The 21,077-nt window shown below is 68.2% G+C and carries 18 protein-coding genes, 1 tRNA gene and 1 pseudogene; 10 read left to right on the forward strand and 10 right to left on the reverse strand.

The annotated features are described in order from the left end of the window. Positions 1–17: 17 nt before the first annotated feature. Genes QM772_RS00815 through QM772_RS00825 form a run of 3 tightly spaced genes read right to left on the reverse strand, consistent with a single transcriptional unit; the run spans position 18 to position 3,247 of the window. Positions 18–1,265 carry a M24 family metallopeptidase gene (locus QM772_RS00815; RefSeq protein WP_415133220.1) on the reverse strand — a complete coding sequence of 416 codons (1,248 nt, stop codon included), beginning with the start codon at positions 1,263–1,265 and terminating at the stop codon, positions 18–20. 11 nt (positions 1,266–1,276) lie between these two features. Then, positions 1,277–2,245 (reverse strand): Bug family tripartite tricarboxylate transporter substrate binding protein, encoded by a 969-nt coding sequence (locus QM772_RS00820; protein ID WP_415133222.1) that lies wholly within the window; start codon positions 2,243–2,245, stop codon positions 1,277–1,279. 45 nt (positions 2,246–2,290) lie between these two features. Continuing rightward, positions 2,291–3,247 (reverse strand): Bug family tripartite tricarboxylate transporter substrate binding protein, encoded by a 957-nt coding sequence (locus QM772_RS00825; RefSeq protein ID WP_415133224.1) that lies wholly within the window; start codon positions 3,245–3,247, stop codon positions 2,291–2,293. Between the two features lie 224 nt (positions 3,248–3,471). Here QM772_RS00825 and QM772_RS00830 point away from each other — a divergent pair, with 224 nt between their 5' ends. From QM772_RS00830 to QM772_RS00845, 4 genes are read left to right on the forward strand one after another with little or no spacing between them, the layout of a single operon-like run. Further along, positions 3,472–4,332: a 6-bladed beta-propeller gene (locus tag QM772_RS00830; protein WP_415133226.1), complete on the forward strand. Its 861-nt coding sequence runs from the start codon at positions 3,472–3,474 to the stop codon at positions 4,330–4,332. Further along, entirely contained in the window at positions 4,329–5,006 is a 678-nt protein-coding gene (locus QM772_RS00835; protein WP_415133228.1) for a hypothetical protein, read from the forward strand. The genes QM772_RS00830 and QM772_RS00835 overlap by 4 nt, the downstream gene beginning before the upstream one ends. Positions 5,007–5,027: 21 nt before the next feature. Next, positions 5,028–5,717 (forward strand): DUF2848 domain-containing protein, encoded by a 690-nt coding sequence (locus QM772_RS00840; RefSeq protein WP_415133230.1) that lies wholly within the window; start codon positions 5,028–5,030, stop codon positions 5,715–5,717. Next, a complete protein-coding gene (locus tag QM772_RS00845; protein WP_415139410.1) occupies positions 5,714–7,084 on the forward strand; it encodes an amidase in 1,371 nt (456 codons plus the stop codon). The genes QM772_RS00840 and QM772_RS00845 overlap by 4 nt, the downstream gene beginning before the upstream one ends. A gap of 342 nt (positions 7,085–7,426) precedes the next feature. On the opposite strand, the gene QM772_RS00850 is transcribed toward QM772_RS00845, so the two are convergent. From QM772_RS00850 to QM772_RS00865, 4 genes are all read right to left on the reverse strand, one after another. Further along, positions 7,427–7,678, reverse strand: coding sequence for a hypothetical protein (locus tag QM772_RS00850; protein WP_415133232.1), 252 nt, complete (start codon positions 7,676–7,678; stop codon positions 7,427–7,429). A gap of 196 nt (positions 7,679–7,874) precedes the next feature. Beyond that, positions 7,875–7,965, reverse strand: a tRNA-Ser gene (locus tag QM772_RS00855). A gap of 23 nt (positions 7,966–7,988) precedes the next feature. Next, entirely contained in the window at positions 7,989–8,906 is a 918-nt protein-coding gene (locus QM772_RS00860; protein ID WP_415133234.1) for an SPFH domain-containing protein, read from the reverse strand. A gap of 38 nt (positions 8,907–8,944) precedes the next feature. Further along, entirely contained in the window at positions 8,945–9,370 is a 426-nt protein-coding gene (locus QM772_RS00865) for an NfeD family protein (protein ID WP_415133236.1), read from the reverse strand. Positions 9,371–9,495: 125 nt separating this feature from the next. Between QM772_RS00865 and QM772_RS00870 the strand changes: the two are divergent. Continuing rightward, a pseudogene (locus tag QM772_RS00870) lies at positions 9,496–11,827 on the forward strand (Orn/Lys/Arg decarboxylase N-terminal domain-containing protein); the annotation flags it as partial. An 80-nt stretch (positions 11,828–11,907) separates the two neighbouring features. Here QM772_RS00870 and QM772_RS00875 read toward each other — a convergent pair. Then, the gene (locus tag QM772_RS00875; protein ID WP_415133238.1) at positions 11,908–12,825 is read right to left on the reverse strand and encodes a LysR family transcriptional regulator; all 918 of its coding nucleotides are present in this window, start codon (positions 12,823–12,825) and stop codon (positions 11,908–11,910) included. A gap of 180 nt (positions 12,826–13,005) precedes the next feature. On the opposite strand from QM772_RS00875, the gene QM772_RS00880 reads away from it, so the two are divergent. The 4 genes from QM772_RS00880 to QM772_RS00895 are packed head-to-tail and all read left to right on the forward strand — an operon-like array spanning position 13,006 to position 17,239. Next, on the forward strand, positions 13,006–14,364 hold the full coding sequence (locus tag QM772_RS00880; protein WP_415133239.1) for a DUF3100 domain-containing protein: 1,359 nt from the start codon (positions 13,006–13,008) through the stop codon (positions 14,362–14,364). Between the two features lie 25 nt (positions 14,365–14,389). Beyond that, positions 14,390–15,562 carry a M20 aminoacylase family protein gene (locus QM772_RS00885; protein WP_415133241.1) on the forward strand — a complete coding sequence of 391 codons (1,173 nt, stop codon included), beginning with the start codon at positions 14,390–14,392 and terminating at the stop codon, positions 15,560–15,562. 4 nt (positions 15,563–15,566) lie between these two features. Next, positions 15,567–16,955 (forward strand): L-serine ammonia-lyase, encoded by a 1,389-nt coding sequence (locus QM772_RS00890; RefSeq protein ID WP_415139412.1) that lies wholly within the window; start codon positions 15,567–15,569, stop codon positions 16,953–16,955. Between the two features lie 50 nt (positions 16,956–17,005). After that, positions 17,006–17,239: a DUF465 domain-containing protein gene (locus QM772_RS00895; RefSeq protein WP_415133243.1), complete on the forward strand. Its 234-nt coding sequence runs from the start codon at positions 17,006–17,008 to the stop codon at positions 17,237–17,239. Between the two features lie 121 nt (positions 17,240–17,360). Here QM772_RS00895 and QM772_RS00900 read toward each other — a convergent pair whose 3' ends face one another. Next, entirely contained in the window at positions 17,361–18,221 is an 861-nt protein-coding gene (locus tag QM772_RS00900; protein WP_415133245.1) for a DNA ligase, read from the reverse strand. 55 nt (positions 18,222–18,276) lie between these two features. After that, positions 18,277–19,080: an enoyl-ACP reductase FabI gene (gene fabI / locus QM772_RS00905; RefSeq protein WP_415133247.1), complete on the reverse strand. Its 804-nt coding sequence runs from the start codon at positions 19,078–19,080 to the stop codon at positions 18,277–18,279. Between the two features lie 37 nt (positions 19,081–19,117). Here fabI and QM772_RS00910 point away from each other — a divergent pair, with 37 nt between their 5' ends. Then, positions 19,118–20,938: an extracellular solute-binding protein gene (locus QM772_RS00910; protein ID WP_415133248.1), complete on the forward strand. Its 1,821-nt coding sequence runs from the start codon at positions 19,118–19,120 to the stop codon at positions 20,936–20,938. Positions 20,939–21,077: the final 139 nt, after the last annotated feature.

The following is a 21,077-nucleotide window of genomic DNA, read 5'->3' on the forward strand; positions in this document are numbered from 1 at the left end:
CGCGGAGGAGCGTGTGGCTAACGCCAGACCTGGTAGCCGAGGTCCGAGACAAGCATGCGCCGGGCCGGCTGCCGGCTGGCATGGATCATGTCGCCGAGTGCCGCGCCGCCCACGCCCCGGATGAAGAAGTTCGGGTGCAGCTCGAAGACGCCTTCCGCCGTCACGGCCAGCGATCGCGGCGGCGGGGCCACGCCCGGGTCGGCGTGCTGCGGGAAGGCTGACACGGACAGCGGCTCCTCATAAGCCAGTCCCAGGCCGTGCCCGTTGCGAAAGCGCGAAAGGCCGGCGCGTGGCACGGCGCCCAGGTGCTGGTCGAGTACGGCGTTGATGTCGGCCTCGGCCTGGCGCAGATCGCCGCCGACGCGGCAATGCGGCAGGGCGGCCTCGAACATGCGCAGCACCACATCGTGCAACCGGCGGTGTTCAGGCTGCGCTTCGCGCCACGAGCCCATGCGGATCGCATGGCCCCAGTAGCCATCGAGCTTGAGCATGAGCCCGAGCAGCACCTGGTCGCCCGCTCGCGGCGCCCGCAGGTTCTCGCGCTTGAGGTAGCGCGGGCCGTCGGCCCAGGGGGCGATGGTGAGCCAGGTCTTGCAGTACTCGGCGCCGGCCATGAAGGCTGCGTGCTCGATGTCACGCTGTACCTGCCACGCGGCCCGGTCTTCGTGCAGCAGGCCGCCGAGCCTCTCGAAGAGGTGGTCGCAAATGCCCGCAGCGCGGTCGAGCCCGTCGATCTCGGCCTGCTGCTTGTGCACGCGCCACGCATCGAGTTCCGCCGAGCAGTCTGCATGGTGCAGGCCGGGCAGGGCTGCGTTGATCGACTGCCAGGTCTGTACGGGCATCTCGGGCAGCCCGCACAGGCCCAGCGACGGGGCCGCCGGCAGGCCGAGTGCGGCGAACAGCTTCGCGAGCCGGGATCCCACCTCGGCGGGTCGGGCAAAGACCACTTCGTCCACCCCGGGCACTGCCGCCGCGGGTGCGATCTGGAACGGGTTGGTGACGAAGAGCACGCTGCGCCCGGCGGCCAATACCAGCATCGATGGCTGGTCGACTCCGTCCCAGTCGATGAACAGGCGAAGGTAGGCGTGCGATCGCGCGGCTGCGCCCAGCGCGCCGCCTTGCGAGAACACGACGATCGCATCGAAGCTTCGTTCGGTCTTCAGCTGCCCGAGCGCCTGTCGGCGCACGGCCTGCAGACGGGCCAAGTCGGGCGTGACGCTGGTTGCGGCCTGGGCAGGGTCGGCCCGAGTCGTTGTGTGGGACATGGGAGGGAAGTTCAATCGGGCTGGATGTTGGCATTCTTGATCAACGGTCCCCAACGGCTGCGCTCGGACTGGAGGAAGCGCGCGAAGTCTTCCTGCGAGCCGGTGCTGACCTCGGTGCCGATGCCGGCGAGTTTCTCTTTCACCTCGGGATTTGCCAATACCTTGGCGAGTTCGGCATGCAGGCGGGCCACGATCGCCGGCGGCGTTGCCCTGGGCACGACGATGCCATGCCATTGCGCGCCGCTGAGGTAGCCCAGGCCCAGCTCGCGGCTGCTCGGCACGTCGGGCACGAGGGTGCTGCGCGTGTCGCCCACGACCATGAGCATGCGCAGGCGGCCCGCCTTGGCAAAGGATGCCAGCGTGGACACGCCGTTGAAGATCATCTCGACCTGGCCGCCGAGGACCTCGTTGGTGGCCTGCGCGCCGCCTTTGTACGGGATGAGCTTGAAGTCCAGCTTGCCCTGTTCCTTGAAGGTCTCGGCCACCAGGTGCATCACCGAACCCACGGTAGGGTTGGCGGCATTGATCTGGCCGGCGTTCCTGCGGATGAGTGCTATCAGCTCATCGACCGTGCGCGCCGGCACCGTCGGGCCGACCGCCAGGCCGATACGCGCCTCGTTGATCTTGATGACCGGCGTGAAATCGGCCTCAGGGTCATAAGGCATGTTCGGGAACAGGAACTGCGCTATCGCGATCGGGCCGGGCGCGGCGATGCCGAGCGTGTAGCCGTCGGGTGCGGCCCTGGCCATGGCCCGCGTGCCGATCAGGCCGTTGGCGCCGCTGATGTTCTCGACCACGACCGGCTGGCCCAACTGCTCTGACAGCTTCTGACCCACTATGCGCGCGGTGGCATCCGTGCCGGCGCCGGGCGGGAAGGGGACCAGCAGCTTCAGCGGCTTGCTGGGATAGTCCTGCGCGAAAGCGGGCAGCAGCAAAGAAGCAGCCATCATGGCGGCGGCAAACAGGTGACGTCGTTTCAAGGTTGAACTCCAGAGCTTGAAGATAAGCAATTAGCGAGCCAGCATTCAGTCCACCCTCGCGCCGCTGCTCCTGACGGCGGCGCCCCATTTGGCGGTTTCGGCGCTCACGAAGCGCCCGAACTCGGCCGGCGTCTGCGGCTTGAATTCCGCGCCCATGCCGCGGAGGCGTTCCTGCATCGCGGGCTCCTGCATCAGGGCAGACAATTCACGCGAGATGCGGTCCACGATGGGCTGCGGCGTGCCCTTGGGCATGAAGATGCCACCCCAAACGGCGATCCGCACTGTGGGATAGCCGAGTTCGGGCATCGTGGGCACATCGGGCAGCACGGCGGAGCGTTCAGCGGAGGTGACGGCCAGTGCCTTGAGTTTGCCGGCGCGGATGTATGGCAGCGCGCCCAGGATATTGTCGAAGACGAAGTCGAGCCGGCCAGCCAGCAGTTCCTGCGTGGGGCTGCCTTTGAAGGGAATGTGCACGGTGTCCACGCCCGCCGCCTTGTTGAAGAGCTCGGTCGTCAGGTGCATGGTGGTGCCGCTACCGCTGCTGCCGAAGTTGAGTTTGCCGGGGTTGGCCTTCGCATTCGCGACCAGGTCGCGCAGGCTGCCCACGGGTGAATCAGCTGATACGACAAGCACGTTGGTTTGCTCATACAACGGACTGACAGCCACCAGATCCTTGGTGAAGTCGTAGCTGAGCTTCGTGTAAAGCGTCTGATTGATCGTGTTGGCAATGGAGCCCAGCATCAGCGTGTAGCCATCGGGCGCCGCGCGTACGACCGCTTCGGTGCCGATGTTGCTGGCGGCACCGGGCCGGTTGTCGATCACGACCGGCACGCCGAGCCGGCGGCCGAGCGGCTCCGCAGCCATGCGTGACATCGTGTCGGTCGCGCCGCCGGGTGGGAAGGGTACGACCCACTTGATCGGCCGATCGGGCCATTCGGCGGCGCCGGCGAGGTGTGCAGCGAGCAGGAGCAGGGCAGGAAGCCAGTGGCGTAAGCGTTGCATGGACGGATCCTTTCCAAGTGAGGGATTGACGATGCACGCATTACATGTGTCGGATATCGGGCCGTCCAACAGGAAATTCCTTTCCCGGCTGATAGCAAAAACTTGTTCGGTTTTGCTGCCCTCCGATAAGAAAAGCCTGCGTCCGCCAACAAGAAATTCCCATTGGACGCGGTGCCGGCACGCCACAAGAATCGCCAGCTTGAAGGACTCCAGAGAGATCGACGATGGCACCGCCTGTTGCACCAAACACCTACCGGATGACCGATGGTGAATCGACTTACCAGATGATGCGGCCATGGCAGAAGCCATCTGCGCACGGCAACGTGGGCGTCATCAGCCAGCTTGCCGTGGACAGCCGCGGCTATGTGTTCGTACTGCAGCGCACGGCGCCGCATGTTCTGGTTTATGACCGCGACGGAAACCTGGAGCGTGCCTTCGACCATCCGCAGTTGCCCACGGGCCACGGCATCTTCATCGACAGCAAGGACCGGCTCTACGTGGTGTCATATGACGCACACCAGGTACTCGTCTTCGATCGCGAATTCCAACTGCTCATGGAGCTGGGGAGGTTCAATATGCCCAGCTGGGGTGCGCCCTTCAGCCACCCCACCGACGTGGCGGTAGCCGCCGATGGCGACATCTACGTCTCCGACGGCTATGGCAACGCCCACGTGCACCGGTTCGACAAGACCGGTCGGCATCTGTCGACCTGGGGAGGCGTGGGCTGCGGGCCCGGCCAGTTCTCCACACCGCACGGCGTGTGGGTGCTGGCCGATGAGCGAGTAGCCGTGTGCGACCGTGACAACGAGCGCATCCAGGTCTTCGACCGTGAAGGCCGATTCCTCGAGGAGTGGGGCGACGTACTGCGGCCCATGGACATCTGGTCCGACGGGCGCAGCATCTTCGTGACCGAGCAGTCACCGCGCCTGGCGCGGCTGGACATGAACGGCCGGGTACAGGCGCGGCTGCGGACCTTCGGTGTGTATCCCCACGGCGTGAGCGGCGATGTCGAGGGCAACCTGTTCATTGCCGAGCAGGGCCCGACGCATTGCGTCACCAAGTACCAGCGGATCGGGTCTGCATGAAGACCACCTCATCGAACGAAAGAAATTGCATGCAGCAAGCCCTGGCGCCGCGCGCGCAACTGTGCGTCTGGACGGGTGTGGACCCGGACCACGAGGCGGATTTCAACCGCTGGTACGACCGCGAGCATATGCAGGAGCGTGTGGCCATCCGCGGCTTCCAGTCGGCGCGACGCCTGCGCGCTCTCGACGACGCGGGTCCCCGTCCCTACCTCGCGCTGTACGACACCGAAGACATCGGTGTCTTCACCAGCGCCGCGTACCGGCAGGCATTCACGAAGCAGACCGAATGGTCGCTGCGCAATTTCGCGCGCATGCGCAACACGCAGCGCCGTGTCGGCCAGCTCGTGGTCGAGGCGGGTGAAGGGGAGGGCGCATTCGCCACCGTCGCCGTGCTGCCGGCGATGCCCGCTGAAATCGAACCCCTGCGGGTACTGCTCGAGGGCCTGTGCGCGGAAGGCGATGCCATCCATGCCTCGGTGCTCGCCACGGACGTGCCGCTGTCGACGCCGCTGACAGCGGGCGCCGAGGCGCCGCCGGCCGACGCCGTGGTCATGGTCGAGTACTCGACGGCCGATGCCGCGTGCGCCCATGCGCCGGCGCTTGCCGCAGCGCTGGGCGTGACCGCCGCGTCGATCCATTTCTTTCAGACCCTGTGGCGCCTGGGCGCACGCTGACAGTTGAAGAGACAGGACCCCATGCAACTGAACTTCAAGGTCTTCGCAAAGGATGGCCCCCCGCGGGACATCGCGATCGACATCGAGGAGCTGGTCGTGGCCGGCTGGGCCGGACGTGATCGCGACGCGATCGAGCACCACATCGAGGAATTGGCGGCGCTGGGTGTGCCGCGCCCGAGCAAAGTGCCGCTGTACTACCGCGTTGCAGCCAATCAGCTCGTGCAATCGGAACGGGTGCAAGTGATCGGCAAGGACTCCTCCGGCGAGGCCGAAGTGCTGGTCTTCACGCACGCCGGTGAGTTGATGGTCAGCCTGGCCTCGGACCACACGGACCGCAGGCTCGAGGCGCACAGCGTCGCGTTTTCCAAGCAGCTGTGCGTGAAGCCTGTCGCCCGGACGGCGTGGCGCTTTGTCGATGTGGCGGAGCATTGGGACCAGCTCGTGCTGCGCTCCGACATCGTCGAGGGCGACGCGGCCGTTGCCTACCAGGATGGCCCGCTCGCGATGCTTCGCCGGCCGCTCGACCTGATTGCCGGCTATACCGGCGGACAGACGCTCCTGCCCGCCGGCTGTGCGATGACCTGCGGCACGGTGGCCGCCATCGGCGGCATCCGGCCTTCGGCCAGTTTCGCCATGGAGCTGGCGGACCCGGTTTTGCAGCGCAGCCTGCGGCACACCTATGCGGTCGACATGCTGGCGGAGGTCGCCTGATGCAGTCCGTCGCCATGCTGGGCGCCCGATTACGGCGCGGCGCGCTGACGGCGACCGCCCTGGCGCAGGAGGCGATCGCGCGGGCATTGGACACGGACGGCGAAGGCCCGCGCGCCTTCATGCACGTGGATGCCGAGGCGGCATTGGCCATGGCGGCGGCGGCCGACACCCGGCTGTCCGCAGGCACGCCGCGTTCGGCCCTAGATGGTTTGCCGGTGTCGGTGAAGGACCTGTTCGACGTGGCGGGCCAGGTTACGCGGGCCGGCTCGGTCGTGCTGGCCGGTGCGCCCCCTGCCACGGCGCACGCAACCGTGGTGCAGCGTCTGGTGGATGCCGGCGCGGTGATCATCGGGCGGACCGGCATGACCGAGTTCGCCTATTCCGGCCTGGGCATCAACCCGCACTACGGCACGCCGCTGAATCCCTGGGATCGCGCCCAGGGGCGCATCCCCGGAGGCTCCTCATCGGGCGCGGCGGTGTCGGTGAGCGACGGCATGGCCGTTGCCGGCATCGGTTCCGACACCGGCGGCTCGGTGCGCATTCCGGCCGCGCTCTGTGGCCTGACAGGGTGGAAGCCCACGGCGCGACGCGTGCCGATGAGGGGCATGTTCCCGCTGTCGGTGCACCTGGACTCCATCGGTCCGATCGCGCGCACCGTCCAGTGCTGCGCGGCATTGGACGCCGTGCTGTCGGGACAGCCGCCGGCCGATGTTTCCGCCACGTCGCTCAGGGGCTTGCGCCTGGCAGCGCCGCAGACGCTCGTCCACGAAGGAATCGACGCGCAGGTCGGTCAGGCGCTGGAGCGCGCGCTGGGCCTGCTTTCGGCTGCCGGCGCCAGGATCGTGCCGCTGGCGGTGCCGGAGTTCCTGGAGCTCTCGTCGATCAACGCGCGCGGCGGCTTCACGGCGCTGGAGGCCTGGGCCGCCCACGGCAGCCGCCTCCAGGCCGCGCGCGACCGCTACGACCCGCGCGTGGCTGTGCGCATCGAGAAAGGGCGCGATGCGACGCTGGCTGACCTGCTGGCCCTCATTGCCGCGCGGCAGGACTGGATCGAGCGCACCGGCGCGCGCCTGAGCAGCTTCGATGCCTTCCTGATGCCGACCGTGCCGCGCGTGGCGCCGCTGCTCGCGCCACTGGTTGAATCCGACACGCTCTTCAGCGAGACCAATCTGCTGATGTTGCGCAACCCTACACTCATTAATTTCCTCGATGGATGCGCCATTTCGCTGCCTTGCCATATACAGGGCGAAGCGCCAGTCGGCCTGATGCTCGCTGCTCCAAACGGCAGTGATGCGCGGCTGCTGACCATCGCGCAAGCAGTTGAATCTACGCTGATTGGGTGGACAGGTATCGGAGTGCAGGCGTAACGCAGAAAGCGCGGTCGCAGCGCCTCGTTGCCTGTGTATTGTTCCTGTTGGCCCCGGACTGTGAGCGACTAACCACATCGTGGTATGCAAGGCGCCCGGCGGGTTGATCTGTATTCGCTGTCGGTTGCTGGGCGGCGGCGGGCGCCGTGCTGGCGTGGATTGCGCTGCACCAGCTCTGGCAGAGGCGTGGAGCTGTTGCATGACTGGTATGCCTCGATCTTGCGCACCAGCTCGGGCGGCTCGCGAGCGTCCAGGCGGGTGTAGTTGGTCTTCTTGTGCGAAGGCAAGATGTGCGGGTTGCGGCTGGCAAGGCTGTGGGCGATGGCGTAGCGGAACACTTGCTCACCGGTTTGCAGGTTGCGTGGCAACCTCCAGGGCGCTGCACTTGGTGGCGTCCTTGGTGATGGCCACCAGCTCGGGCGATTCAATCTTCGACACAGGGCGGATGCTGATGGCCGGGAGCACGTTGGTCTTTGGCCGGCGCAGTACATAGCCCGCGTGGTTTTGGCACCGCGGGAGATAGAGGCGCCGGCCGTAGGCCAGCTTGAGGGGCGCGGCGGCGGGTCTGGACTTTAGAACTTCGGTGTTGGTCAAGAGCAAGAAGGGAGCCTCGTTTGGTTTAATACCCCACCCAGGTAGGCATCGCAGCACCCCAAACATACCTCCAAGAAAGCCCGGCTGCTCGGCGACAATCCCAAACATCGGAAAACAAAAAGCCCCGCAAATCCATGATCTACGGGGCTTTTTGGGGCATGTTTTGAACAGTGGTGAGCAGTCAAAACATGATTTCTGGCGGAGCAGGCGGGATTCGAACCCGCGGTGGGCTATTAACCCACACACGCTTTCCAGGCGTGCGACTTAAACCACTCATCCACCGCTCCAGAACCGCGCATTGTAACCGGCCTCAGCTCGCCGCCTTGTTCGCCTGCACCATCTTCATGGCCGAGCCGATGAGGGCCGAGACCTCGGTCATGTTGCTGGGCACCACGAGGGTGGTGGTGGCGTCCTCGGCGACCCGGCTGTAGGCCTCGACGGCTTTTTCGGCCACCTTGAGCTGCACCGCCTGCTCGCCGCCGGGCTGGTGGATGGCCTGGCCGACGCGGGCGATGGCCAGCGCGGTGGCGTTGGCCACCTCGGTGATGGCGGCGGCCTCGCCCTGGGCGTTGTTGATGGCGGCCTGCTTCTCGCCCTCGGACTTGGCGATGGCGGCCTGCTTCTGGCCTTCGGCCAGGTTGATCTGCTCCTGCCGCTTGCCCTCGGAGGTGGCGATGACGGCGCGCTTCTCGCGCTCGGCGGTGATCTGCGCCTGCATGGCGCGCAGGATCTCGTTGGGCGGCGTCAGGTCCTTGATCTCGTAGCGCAGCACCTTCACGCCCCAGTTCAGCGCCGCCTCGTCGATGGCCTCGACCACCTGGGCGTTGATCATGTCGCGCTCCTCGAAGGTCTTGTCCAGCTCCAGCCTGCCGATCACGCTGCGCAGCGTGGTCTGCGCCAGCTGCGTGATGGCGCTGATGTAGTTGCTGCTGCCGTAGCTGGCGCGCATCGGGTCGGTGACCTGGAAGTACAGCACGCCGTCCACCTGCAACTGCGTGTTGTCGCGCGTGATGCAGACCTGGCTGGGCACGTCGAGCGGAATCTCCTTCAGGTTGTGCCGGTAGGCCACGCGGTCGACGAAGGGCACCAGGAAGTTCAGGCCCGGCGCCAGCGTGGCGTGGTATTTGCCCAGGCGTTCCACCACCCAGGCGTTCTGCTGCGGCACCACCTTGACGGAGCGGCTGATGAACAGGACGGCGACGACGAGTAGGACGAGTGCGATTTCCACGGGCTGTGTTTCCTTTCGGGAAGGGTTTGCAAAGGGACTCAGAGGGGTTCGACCAGCAGGCGGCTGCCCACCAGCTCGACCACGCGGTGCGGGCCGGGGCGCGGCGCCACGCCGGGGCGGTGCAGGGCGGTCCACTGGGCGCCGCGGTAGCGGATATGGGCGGTGCCGTCGGGGCCCCAGCCGTCGATCTGCACGGTTTCGCCCACGTCCAGGTTCACGCTGCGCTCGGCGCGCGCGGATGGGTCGCCGGGGCGGCGGCGGCGCGCCAGGTACGCGGCCACCACGGCCACGCCGCCGACGATGGCGCCGGCGACGACCTGGCCGCTGAGCGCCAGCCCGGCGTGCGCGGCCAGCGCGCCCGCCGCCGCGCCGATGGCCAGCATCAGCAGATAGAAGGTGCCGGTGGCCAGTTCGGCCGCCACCAGCAGGCCGGTGACGATCCACCAGACGGTTGATTCAGCCATGTGCGGACCCTCCTTGAAGACGATGGACACGCATTGTCGGCCATGCGGGCGGCTGCACACGGATGTGTCGCCCTAATTCCGTACACTTGCGCGCTGCCTCGAAGTCCCGGGGCCGGAGCTTGCCCATGAAATTCCGCTTTCCCATCGTCATCATCGACGAAGACTACCGCGCCGAGAACACGTCCGGCCTGGGTATCCGCGCGCTGGCCAAGGCGATCGAGGACGAGGGCTTCGAGGTGGTGGGCGCCACCAGCTACGGCGACCTGGCGCAGTTCGCGCAGCAGCAGAGCCGCGCCAGCGCCTTCATCCTGTCGATCGACGACGAGGAGCTGGGCGGCGACCCCGAGGCCGACACCGCCGTGCAGGCGCTGCGCGCCTTCATCCAGGAGGTGCGGCGCAAGAACAGCGACGTGCCCATCTACCTGCACGGCGAGACCAAGACCAGCCAGCACCTGCCCAACGACGTGCTGCGCGAGCTGCACGGCTTCATCCACATGTTCGAGGACACGCCGGAGTTCGTGGCCAAGCACATCGTGCGGGAGGCCAGGAGCTACCTGGAGGGCATCCAGCCGCCGTTCTTCAAGGCGCTGCTGGACTATGCGGAAGACGGTTCGTATTCGTGGCACTGCCCGGGGCATTCGGGCGGCGTGGCGTTCCTGAAGTCGCCCATCGGCCAGATGTACCACCAGTTCTACGGCGAGAACATGCTGCGCGCCGACGTCTGCAACGCGGTGGAGGAGCTGGGCCAGCTGCTCGACCACGACGGCGCCATCGGCGAGAGCGAGCGCAACGCGGCGCGCATCTTCAACGCCGACCACTGCTTCTTCGTCACCAACGGCACCAGCACCAGCAACAAGATGGTGTGGCACCACACGGTGGCGCCGGGCGACGTGGTGGTGGTGGACCGCAACTGCCACAAGAGCAACCTGCACGCCATCATCATGACCGGGGCGATCCCCGTCTTCCTCAAGCCCACGCGCAACCACTACGGCATCATCGGGCCGATCCACAAGAGCGAGTTCGAGCCGGCCGCGATAAAAGCCAAGATCCGTGCCAACCCGCTGCTGAAGGACGTGGACGCCGACAAGGTGAAGCCGCGCATCCTGACGCTCACCCAGTCCACCTACGACGGCGTGCTCTACGACACCGAGGCCATCAAGGGCATGCTCGACGGCTACGTCGAGAACCTGCACTTCGACGAGGCCTGGCTGCCGCACGCCGCCTTCCACCCGTTCTACGGCACCTACCACGCCATGGGCAAGAAGCGCCCGCGGCCGAAGCAGTCGGTGGTGTATTCCACGCAGTCCATCCACAAGCTGCTGGCCGGCATCAGCCAGGCCAGCCACGTGCTGGTGCAGGACTCGCAGAACGTCAAGCTGGACCGCTACCTGTTCAACGAGGCGTACCTGATGCACACCTCGACCAGCCCGCAGTACAGCATCATCGCCAGCTGCGACGTGGCCGCCGCCATGATGGAGCCGCCCGGCGGCACCGCGATGGTGGCCGAGAGCATCGTCGAGGCGATGGACTTCCGCCGCGCCATGCGCAAGGTGGAGCAGGACTTCGGCAAGGACGACTGGTGGTTCCAGGTCTGGGGGCCGGAAACGCTGGCGCCCGAGGGCATGGGCACGGCCGAGGGCTGGATCATCAAGAACGGCAGCGCCAAGAAAAGCTGGCACGGCTTCGGCAAGCTGGCCTCGGGCTTCAACATGCTGGACCCGATCAAGGCCACCCTCGTCACGCCCGGCCTCAACCTGGACGGCAAGTTCGACAAGACGGGCATCCCCGCCAGCATCGTCACCAAGTTTTTGGCCGAGCACGGCGTGGTGGTGGAGAAGACGGGCCTCTACAGCTTCTTCATCATGTTCACCATCGGCATCACCAAGGGCCGCTGGAACACGCTGCTGACGGCCTTGCAGCAGTTCAAGGACGACTACGACCGCAACCAGCCGATGTGGCGCATCATGCCGGAGTTCTGCGCCCAGCACCGCCGCTACGAGCGCATGGGCCTGCGCGATCTGTGCCAGCACGTGCACCAGCTCTACGCCAAGTACGACATCGCGCGGCTGACCACCGACATGTACCTGTCGGAGCTGACGCCGGCCATGAAGCCCGCCGATGCCTACGCCTGCATCGCCCGCCGCCAGGTGGAGCGGGTGGAGATCGACCAGCTGGAGGGCCGCATCACCACCAGCCTGATCACGCCGTACCCGCCCGGCATTCCGCTGCTGATCCCGGGCGAGGTGTTCAACAGGAAGATCGTGGACTACCTGAAGTTCGCGCGCGAGTTCGCGTTGATGTGCCCCGGCTTCGAGACCGACATCCACGGCCTGGTCGAGGTGCACGACGACCACGGCGGCGTGCGCTTCTACGCCGACTGCGTGGCCGGGTCCTGAAGCGCGGCCACGCCCGAGGCCGCGGGCCAGCCTGGTGCGGGCGGGCAGCGACAGCTCGTTCGAGGATGCTATCCTAATAATAGCTGCCAGCGCTTGTCTGGCAAGCGCTGGAGGCCGAAAAGGCTTGAAACCCCGGGGGCGTCAGCCTGCCCGTGCGGCCGCTGCCTCCATGTCTTGCACGATGGTCTTCAGCAGCGTGGCCGGCGCCAGCGGCAGCGGACGCCCCTCGCGCGCGATCGCCACCACGCTGCCCTGCGACAGCAGCGGGTTGCGCATCGGCAGCGCCACCACCGGCTCGGCCTCGGGGGGGATGGGCGACAGCGCATAGCCGAGTTCTGCCGCCACGAAGTGGTTCAGCGCCTTGAAGGACGAGGTGGTGAACACGATGTTCAGCCGCACCCCTTCGCTCACCTCGGCGGCTTCCACGTGCTGGCGCACCCCGTAGTCGTGGTGCAGGGCCGCGCCGGGGTAAGGCAGCAGATCGGCCAGGTCCAGCGGGCGCTTAAGCCGCGCCAGCGGGTGCGCGGCCGGCACCAGGGCCTGGATGGGGTGCGGGTGCGCATGGTGCACGCACAGCCGCTCGTCCTTCGGCGGCTGGAACGCCAGGCCAATCTGCGCGCGCTCTTCCGCCACGGCGCGCACGATGTCGTCGGTGCTGCCCACCGTCAGATCCACCGTGATGCCGGGGTGCGCCGCCATGAAGCGGCGCAGGCCCAGGTGCATCAGCCAGTCCACGAAGCCTTCGCCGGCGATGAGGTCCACGTGCCCGCGCTCGACCTTCTGGATGCTGGCGAACTGCGCCAGCAGCCGTTGCTGCTGCGCGCCCTGCTGCTGGGCGTAGTCGGCCAGCAGCCGGCCGGCGTCGCTGGGCACCACGCCGCGGCCGCGCCGCTCCAGCAGCGCCAGGCCGCAGCCGGCTTCCAACGCGCTGATGGCGCGGCTCACCGCCGACGGGTCCATGCCCAGCGCCTCGGCGGCGCCGCGCACGGAGCCGCTTTCCATCACCTGCATGAAATAGCGCAGCCGGCGCAGGTCCAGGCCATCGTTCGGGGTGCTCATGGCGGTGGGCTCTCCAAGTGTTGCGTTTTATGCAGCAAATATCCATCTTTGGTGTCATTGATGCAAGTACTTTGCGGCCCGACACTTCACAATTGCCTGCCGGGGCGCGTCGTTCGGTGAAGCGGGGCCGGGCGGCTGGCGCGGCCCCCGAGGCACATTCCCACTACACAGGAGAAATTCATGGATGCCGTGACAACCCCCTCCGCCGCTGCGTCTGTCGTGCCGGCGCCTGCCGCCGTCACCGGCGGCGGCAAACTGCGCCTGCTGATCGTGACCCTGGTGGTCGTGGCCCTGGCCGAGTTCATCGGCCCGGCCCAGTTCCAGGCCGGCCCCGGCAAGGTCGTGCTGCTGCCCATGCTGTGGGCGCTGCTGATGGCCGCCGCCTGGGGCGCGGCGCACAACCAGTTGCCCGCCGTGGTGCGTATCGACAGGGGGCTGCAGGGCCTGGCCGGCGGGCTGCTGAACGCAGCGCTGCTGCTGTTCGTCGTCAAGCTCAGCCTGACGGTGGGCGGCGCGCTGCCGCTGGTCATGAAGGCCGGCTGGGCGCTGTTCTTCCAGGAGTTCGGCCACGCCTTCGGCACCCTGGCGCTGGGCCTGCCGCTGGCGCTGATCCTGGGCATCAAGCGCGAGGCGGTGGGCTCCACCTTCTCTGTGGGCCGCGAGGGCAACATCGCCATCATCGGCGAGAAGTACGGCATGGCCTCGGCTGAGGGCCGCGGCGTGCTGGCCGAGTACATCACCGGCACGGTGCTGGGCGCGCTGTTCATCGCCGTGCTGGCCGGCTTCATCGCCAGCCTGAACATCTTCGACCCGCGCTCGCTGGCCATGGGCGCCGGCGTGGGCTCGGGCAGCCTGATGGCGGCCGCGCTGGGCACCATCACGGCGCAACTGCCGCCTCACATGGTGGAGGAGGTCACCGCCATCGCCGCGGCGTCGAACCTGCTGACCATGGTGGTGGGCTTCTATTTCACGCTCTTTCTGTCGCTGCCGGCCTGCTCCTGGCTGTACTACAAGCTGGAACCCGTGCTGGGCCGCCTGACCGCCCGTGGCCGCCAGGCCCAGGAAGAGGCCGCGCCCGATGCCGGGAGCGCGCTCAGCCACGCCCACGGCTTCACGCTGGGCGATTCGCTGCTGGCCTGGGTGCTGATGACGGGTGGCGTGATCATCGCCAACGCCGTGTCGTACAAGGTGTCGCCGCTGGCGTCACTGGAAGGCATGCTCGTCATCGTGGCCATCGTGGCCGCGATCACGGCGCTCAAGCGCCTGATCCCGAGGCTGCCGCTGGTCATCACGCTGGCCATGGCGGCCACGGCGATCGGCATTCCGGGCCTGTTTCCGTTCACCGCCACCGTGCTGGAGCTGACGGGCAAACTGAACTTCCTGGCCTTCACCACGCCGGTGCTGGCGCTGGCGGGCTTTTCGGTCGCCAAGGATCTGCCGCTGTTCCGCCGGCTGGGCTGGCGCATCGTGGTGGTGTCGCTGGCCGCGACGGCGGGCACCTTCCTGGGTGCGACACTGATCGCCGAATTCTTTCATTGATTCCCACGCCACGGAGACGACAGCCATGTACCGCGACCCCGAGATCGCCGACGACATCCGCCAGAGCATGCTCGCCTGGCGGCGCGACATCCACGCCAACCCCGAGACCGCCTTCGAGGAGCACCGCACCGCCAACGTGGTGGCCCAGGCGCTCACGCTGATGGGCCTGCCCATCCACCGGGGCCTGGCCACCACCGGCGTGGTGGCCACGCTGAAGAACGGCGAGGGCCCCACCATCGCCCTGCGCGCCGACCTGGACGCGCTGAACATGCAGGAGCTGGGCGGCAACAAGCCGCACATTTCCACCTGCCGGGGCAAGATGCACGGCTGCGGCCACGACGGCCACACCGCCATGCTGCTGGGCGCGGCGGCGCACCTGGCGCGGCACAAGCCCTTCAAGGGCACGGTGCATTTCATCTTCCAGCCCGGCGAGGAGAACGAGGGCGGCGGCCGCGTGATGGTGGAGGAGGGGCTGTTCGACAAATTCCCGGCCGACGCCGTGTACGGCATGCACAACTACCCGGGCCTGCCGCGCGGGCGCTTCGCCATCCGCACCGGCACCATGACGGCCTACCTGGACACCTTCGAGATCACCGTCACCGGCAAGGGCAGCCACGGCGCCATGCCCGAGACCGGCATCGACTCGGTGGTGGTGGCCGCGCAACTGGTGAACGCCTTGCAGACCATCGTGAGCCGCCGCATCGGCGCCACCGATTCGGCCGTGGTCAGCGTCACGCAGATCCACGGCGGCGACACCTGGAACGTGATCCCCGAGGAGGTGGTGCTGCGCGGCACGGTGCGCACGCTGGACGCCGGCATCCAGGACAAGGTGCAGGCCGCGATGCTGCACATCTGCGACGGCGTGGCGGCCACGCACGGCGCCAGGGTGGCGCTGAACTACATGCGCGGCTACCCGGGCGTGGTCAACACGCCCAAGGAGACGGCCGCCGCCGCCACCGCCGCCGCCAGCCTGGTGGGCGAGGACAAGGTGGACACCAACATCCCGCCGGCCATGGGCTCGGAGGACTTCGCCTTCATGCTGCAGAAGCGCCCCGGCGCCTACATCATCATCGGCGGCGGCGAGGGCGCCAACGACCCGCCGGTGCACAACCCCTACTACGACTTCAACGACGCCATCCTGCCGCTGGGCGCGGCGTACTGGGTGGCCCTGGTCAAGCAGCAGCTGCCTGCCGCATGACGCGCTGATGCTCTCCGCCTTCGACATCTTCAAGATCGGCATCGGCCCCTCCAGCTCGCACACCGTGGGGCCGATGCGGGCGGCGCTGATGTTCGCGCGCTCGCTGGAGAAGCAGGGCCTGCTGGCGGGCACCGCGCGGGTGCGGGTGGAGCTGTTCGGCTCGCTCGGCGCCACCGGCCGCGGCCACGCCACCGACCAGGGCGTGCTGCTGGGCCTGATGGGCGAGGCGCCCGACACCGTGGACCCGGCCCGCGCCGCCGCATCCATTGCCGCTCTGCGGCGCGACAAACGCCTGTCGCTGCTGGGCACGCACGCCATCGACTTCGACGCGCGGCGCGACATCGCCTTCCTCGGCGAGCGCTCGATGCCCGAGCACCCCAACGCGATGCGCGTGGCCGCCTTCGACGCCGCCGGCGCGCTGCTGCGCGAGGCGCACTACTTCTCGGTCGGCGGCGGCTTCGTGGTCGAGGGCGGCGCCGAGGCGCCCGCCACGGCGGCGCACGCCGTGGCGCTGCCGTTCCCGTTCCGCACCGGCGACGAGCTGATGGCCCACGCCGCGGCGCAGCAGTGCTCCATCGCCGCGCTGGTGCTGGCCAACGAATGCGCCTGGCGCCCCGAGGCCGAGGTGCGCGCCGGCCTGCTGCGCATCTGGCAGGTGATGCAGGACTGCGTGCAGCGCGGCTTCGGCATCGGCAACGCACAGGCGGCCGAGCCGCTGCCCGGCGTGCTGCACATGCGCCGTCGCGCGCCGGAGCTGTACCGCAGCCTCTCGGCGGCCGGCGGCCTGGGCGCCGACCCGCTGGCGGCGATGGACTGGGTGAACGCCTTCGCCATGGCCGTGAACGAGGAGAACGCCGCCGGCGGGCGCGTGGTGACGGCCCCCACCAACGGCGCGGCCGGCGTCGTGCCGGCGGTGCTGCACTACTACATGAAGTTCGTGCCGGACGCGAGCGAGGCGGGCGTCATCGACTTCTTGCTCACCGCCGCGGCCATCGGCATGCTCTACAAGACCAACGCCTCCATCTCGGGCGCCGAGGTCGGCTGCCAGGGCGAGGTCGGCGTGGCCTGCTCGATGGCCGCCGGCGCGCTGGCCGCCGCGCAGGGCGGCACGCCCCGGCAGGTGGAGAACGCCGCCGAGATCGGCATGGAGCACAACCTGGGCCTGACCTGCGACCCGGTGGGCGGGCTGGTGCAGATCCCCTGCGTGGAGCGCAACGCCATGGGCGCCGTCAAGGCCATCAACGCCGCGCGCATGGCGCTGCGCGGCGACGGCAGCCACTACGTGTCGTTGGACACCGTGATCCGCACCATGAAGCAGACCGGCGAGGACATGAAGTCCAAGTACAAGGAAACCTCGCTCGGCGGGCTGGCCGTGAACGTGGTGGAGTGCTGAAGGGTGTCTAGAATGGCTGCGTCACTGTTTCACCTGCCAGAGGAGAGCCGATGTTTCCTGAGTACCGCGACCTGATCACCCGCCTGAAGACCGAAGGTACCCACCAGCGCTTCCTGCATCTCTTCGAGAAGCACAACGACCTGGACCACCAGATCGCCGCGCTGGAAAAGCACGATGCCGGCGGCATCCACGCCGAGATCGAGACGTTGAAGAAGGAAAAGCTGCTCGTCAAGGACGAGCTCTACACCCTGCTGCGACAGGAGTCCGCCGCCGGGGCCAAGTGAGCCTGTGTTGTGCCGCCCGCGCGCGGCACCGGAATCAAGCCCGCCGTCCGGCGGGCTTTTTCATGGTCTTTTGGGTCTCCAGCGCTCGTCTGGCAAGCGCGGGCAGCTATCGAATACGTAGCTACCCGCTTACCCGCGCGCGCATGAAGCTGGCGAAGCGCGGCAGCCCGCTGCCTTCGTGCAGGCCGCGGTAGCGGTACGTCACCCAGCTGCCGACCGGGGGCGGGTCGGCGCGCTGCGCGTCGGTGAAGCCGGTTCCCAGGGCGAAGCGCTTGCCCTCGGGCGTTTCGACCAGCAGCGCGCCCAGCCGGCCTGCGTGCCTGCCCTTGCCGGGCAGGTGGGCGACGACGCGCGCCTCGGCGTCGTCGTGGGTCTTCAGCTTGAGCAGGTCGTCGCCGCGCCCGGCGCGGTAGAGCGAGGCGCCCCGGTGCAGCATCAGCCCCTCGCCGCCGCCGCGCACCACCTGGCGCATCAGGGCCTGCAACTCGGCGTTGCTGGCGACTTTGCGCTGCGGCACGGCCTGCACCCAGGCGCGGTCGATGCGGGCGACGAGGCCGTTCAGCGCCGACAGCCGCTCGTCGAAGCTGCCCGCGTGCGCCGGCAGGTCGAACACCATGTAGCGCAGGCCGCGCCATGCGGCATCGTCCGGCTGCTGGCGCGCCACGGCGGACTGGGCCTGCGCGAAGCGTCCGCGGCCGGCCCACAGCTCGCCGTCCATCGGTTCGGCCGGCCAGCCGGCGGTGAACCAGGCCGGCGCGGCGATGGTCTCGCCGCCGCGCGTGCGCAGCCGCTGGCCGTCCCAGTAGCCGCGCACACCGTCGTACTTCTCGCTCACCCACCAGTCGCGCAGGTCGATGCCGGAGCGGTGGCGGCCGGCCAGCAGCAGAGGCGGCGCGGTCTGCGCCAGCGCGGGCGCGGCCACGAGCAGCGAAAGCGCGGCGCGCAGCCACGCGCGACGCGGCTGGTTTGCTACAGAAAACATAGCTGCTGGCGCTTGCTGGACAAGCGCTGGAGGCCGATTTGACTTGTAAGAGCCGTCAACCCACCATGTCGGCCGATAGGCCCGCCGTCTGGCTGAAGCCGCCGTCCACGTAGGTGATCTCGGCCGTCACGCCGGCGGCCAGGTCGCTCATCAGGAAGGCCGCGACGTTGCCCACGTCCTCGATCGTGACGTTGCGGCGCAGCGGCGAGGCGCTGGCCACGGTGCCCAGCAGCTTGCCGAAGTCCTTGATGCCGCTGGCCGCCAGCGTCTTGATGGGGCCGGCGCTGATGCCGTTGACGCGCACGCCCTTGCCGCCCAGCGCCTCGGCCATGTAGCGCACGCTGGCCTCCAGGCTGGCCTTGGCCAGGCCCATGGTGTTGTAGTTGGGGATGCTGCGCAGCGCGCCCAGGTAGCTGAGCGTGAGCAGCGCCGACTTGTCGCTGAGGTAGGGCAGGGCGGCCTTGGCCATGCCGGGGAAGCTGTAGGCGCTGATGTCGTGCGCGATACGGTAGTTCTCGCGGGAGAGGCCGTCGAAGAAGTTGCCCGCGATGGCTTCGCGCGGCGCGAAGCCGATGGCGTGCACGAAGCCATCGAACTTGGGCCAGACCTTGGACAGGTCGGCGAACATGCGCTCGATCTGCTCGTCACTGGCCACGTCGCAGTCGAACACCAGCCTGGAGTCGAACTCGGCGGCGAAGTCGGTGATGCGGTCCTTGAAGCGCTCGCCCACGTAGCTGAAGGCCAGCTCGGCCCCCTGCTGGCGGCAGGCGCGGGCGATGCCGTAGGCGATGGACCGGTTGGACAGCACGCCGGTGATCAGCAGTTTCTTGCCCGTCAGAAAGCCGGTGGGGGTCGTCATGCGCTAGCTCCTCGAAAAATAGCGGCAGAATTGTCGCATGCGGTTCATCGTGCTCCTGGCCTTCCTGCTGCTGGCGCGCCCCTCGTGGGCGGTGCCGGCCATGGGCATGGGCTACGTGCCCAAGTACCCGCCCGGCTTCACGCATTTCGACTACGTCAACCCCGATGCGCCCAAGGGCGGCGAGATCACGCTGTCGGCCAGCGGCAGCTTCGACAAGCTCAACCCGTTCACGCTGCGCGGCGTGCCGCCGGCGGGCATGGGCTATTCGAGCAACGGGTTCGTGTTCGCGGAATACGGGCTGCTGTTCGACTCGCTGATGACGCACAGCGAGGACGAGCCGTTCTCGGCCTACGGCCTGCTGGCCGAGGACATCGAGCTGGCGCCCGACGGCTTGAGCGTGCGCTTCCGGCTCAACCCGAAGGCGCGCTTCTCGGACGGCACGCCGGTGCTGGCCGAGGACGTGAAGCATTCGTTCGACACGCTGACGAGCAAGCTCGCCATGCCCACCTGGCGCGCCTACTGGGCCGACGTGAAGGCCGCCGTGGTGACGGGCGAGCGCAGCATCCGCTTCGACTTCAAGCGGCGCAACTCCGAGCTGCACATGATCCTGGGCCAGTTGCCCGTGTTCTCGCGCGCCTGGGGGCGCGGCAAGCCCTTCGACCAGCTGGTGAGCGAGGCGCCCATCGCCAGCGGCCCCTACGTGATCGACCGGGCGGACTACGGGCGCCGCATCGCCTACAAGCGCCGCGACGACTACTGGGCCGCCGACCTGCCGTCGCGCAAGGGCATGTTCAACTACGGGCGGGTGACCTACGAGTACTTCAAGGACCGCGTGAGCGAGGAGGAGTCGCTCAAGGCCGGCGCGCTGGACGCGCTGGAGGAGGGCTCCATCAGCGCCTGGGTGCGCCGGTACAAGGGGCGCCGCTTCGATTCGGGCGAGCTGGTCAAGGAGGAGATCTCGCACCGCCGCTTCACCGGCATGCAGGGCCTGGTGCTCAATCTGCGGCAGCCGCGCTTCCAGGACGCGCGCGTGCGCCAGGCGCTGGCGCTGGCCTTCGACTTCGACTGGATGAACGCGCACCTGTTCTACGGCCGCCGGGCGCGCACCCAAAGCTACTTCCAGAACAGCGAAGACCTGATGGCCCAGCCCGTGATGAGCGAAGCCGAGCGGGCGCTGCTGGCGCGGCTGAAGACCCGCGCGCGCTACGAGCAGCTGACGCAGGGCGAGCTGCCCCGGCCCGCCTCCACCGGCGACACCGCCGCCGGCCTGCGCGCCAACCTGGTGCAGGCCCAGCGGCTGCTGAACGAGGCCGGCTGGACCTACCGCGACGGCGCGCTGCGCGACGCCCAGGGCCGGCCCTTCGTGATCGAGATGGACATCGCCGACCGCGGCTCGGAGGCGGTGCTGGCCGGCTACGCGCGCAACCTGGGCAAGCTGGGCGTGCGGCTGGCGCTGCGCCTGCGCGACCCCAGCCTCATCAAGAAGCGGCAGGACGAGTTCGCCTTCGACATGACGGTGAACATCCTGGGCGGCTCTTCCAGCCCCGGCAATGAGCTGTACGACGATTTCGGCAGCAAGTCGGCGTCCGAGCCGGGCAGCCAGAACCTGAGCGGCATCAGCGACCCGGTGCTCGACGAGCTGATCGAGGTGATCGTGGACAGCCCCGACCGCGCCTCGCTGGCCGCCGCCACGCGGCTGCTCGACCGCTTCCTGCTGCACCAGCACTACGTCGTGCCGATGTACTACGGGCGCCAATACTTCATGGCCCACAAGCCGCGCCTGCGGCACCCGCAGGCGGCGCTGCCCCAGCGGCTGCTGGCCGGCTCGTGGATGCTGACCATGTGGTGGGTCGAATGACACCCACCCCCGTTGTTCCACTCGCTGCGCGATGTTGCGGCATCCCCCCTCAAGGGGGCGCACCCACTGGCCGGGGGAACCCCGGCCACGGGTGCACTGGCATGGCCTGCTCCGCGGCCATTGGGCTCTTTCGGTTTCA

This window comes from Ottowia sp. (assembly GCF_047601385.1).
In the GTDB taxonomy this organism is placed as follows: Bacteria; Pseudomonadota; Gammaproteobacteria; order Burkholderiales; family Burkholderiaceae_C; genus Ottowia.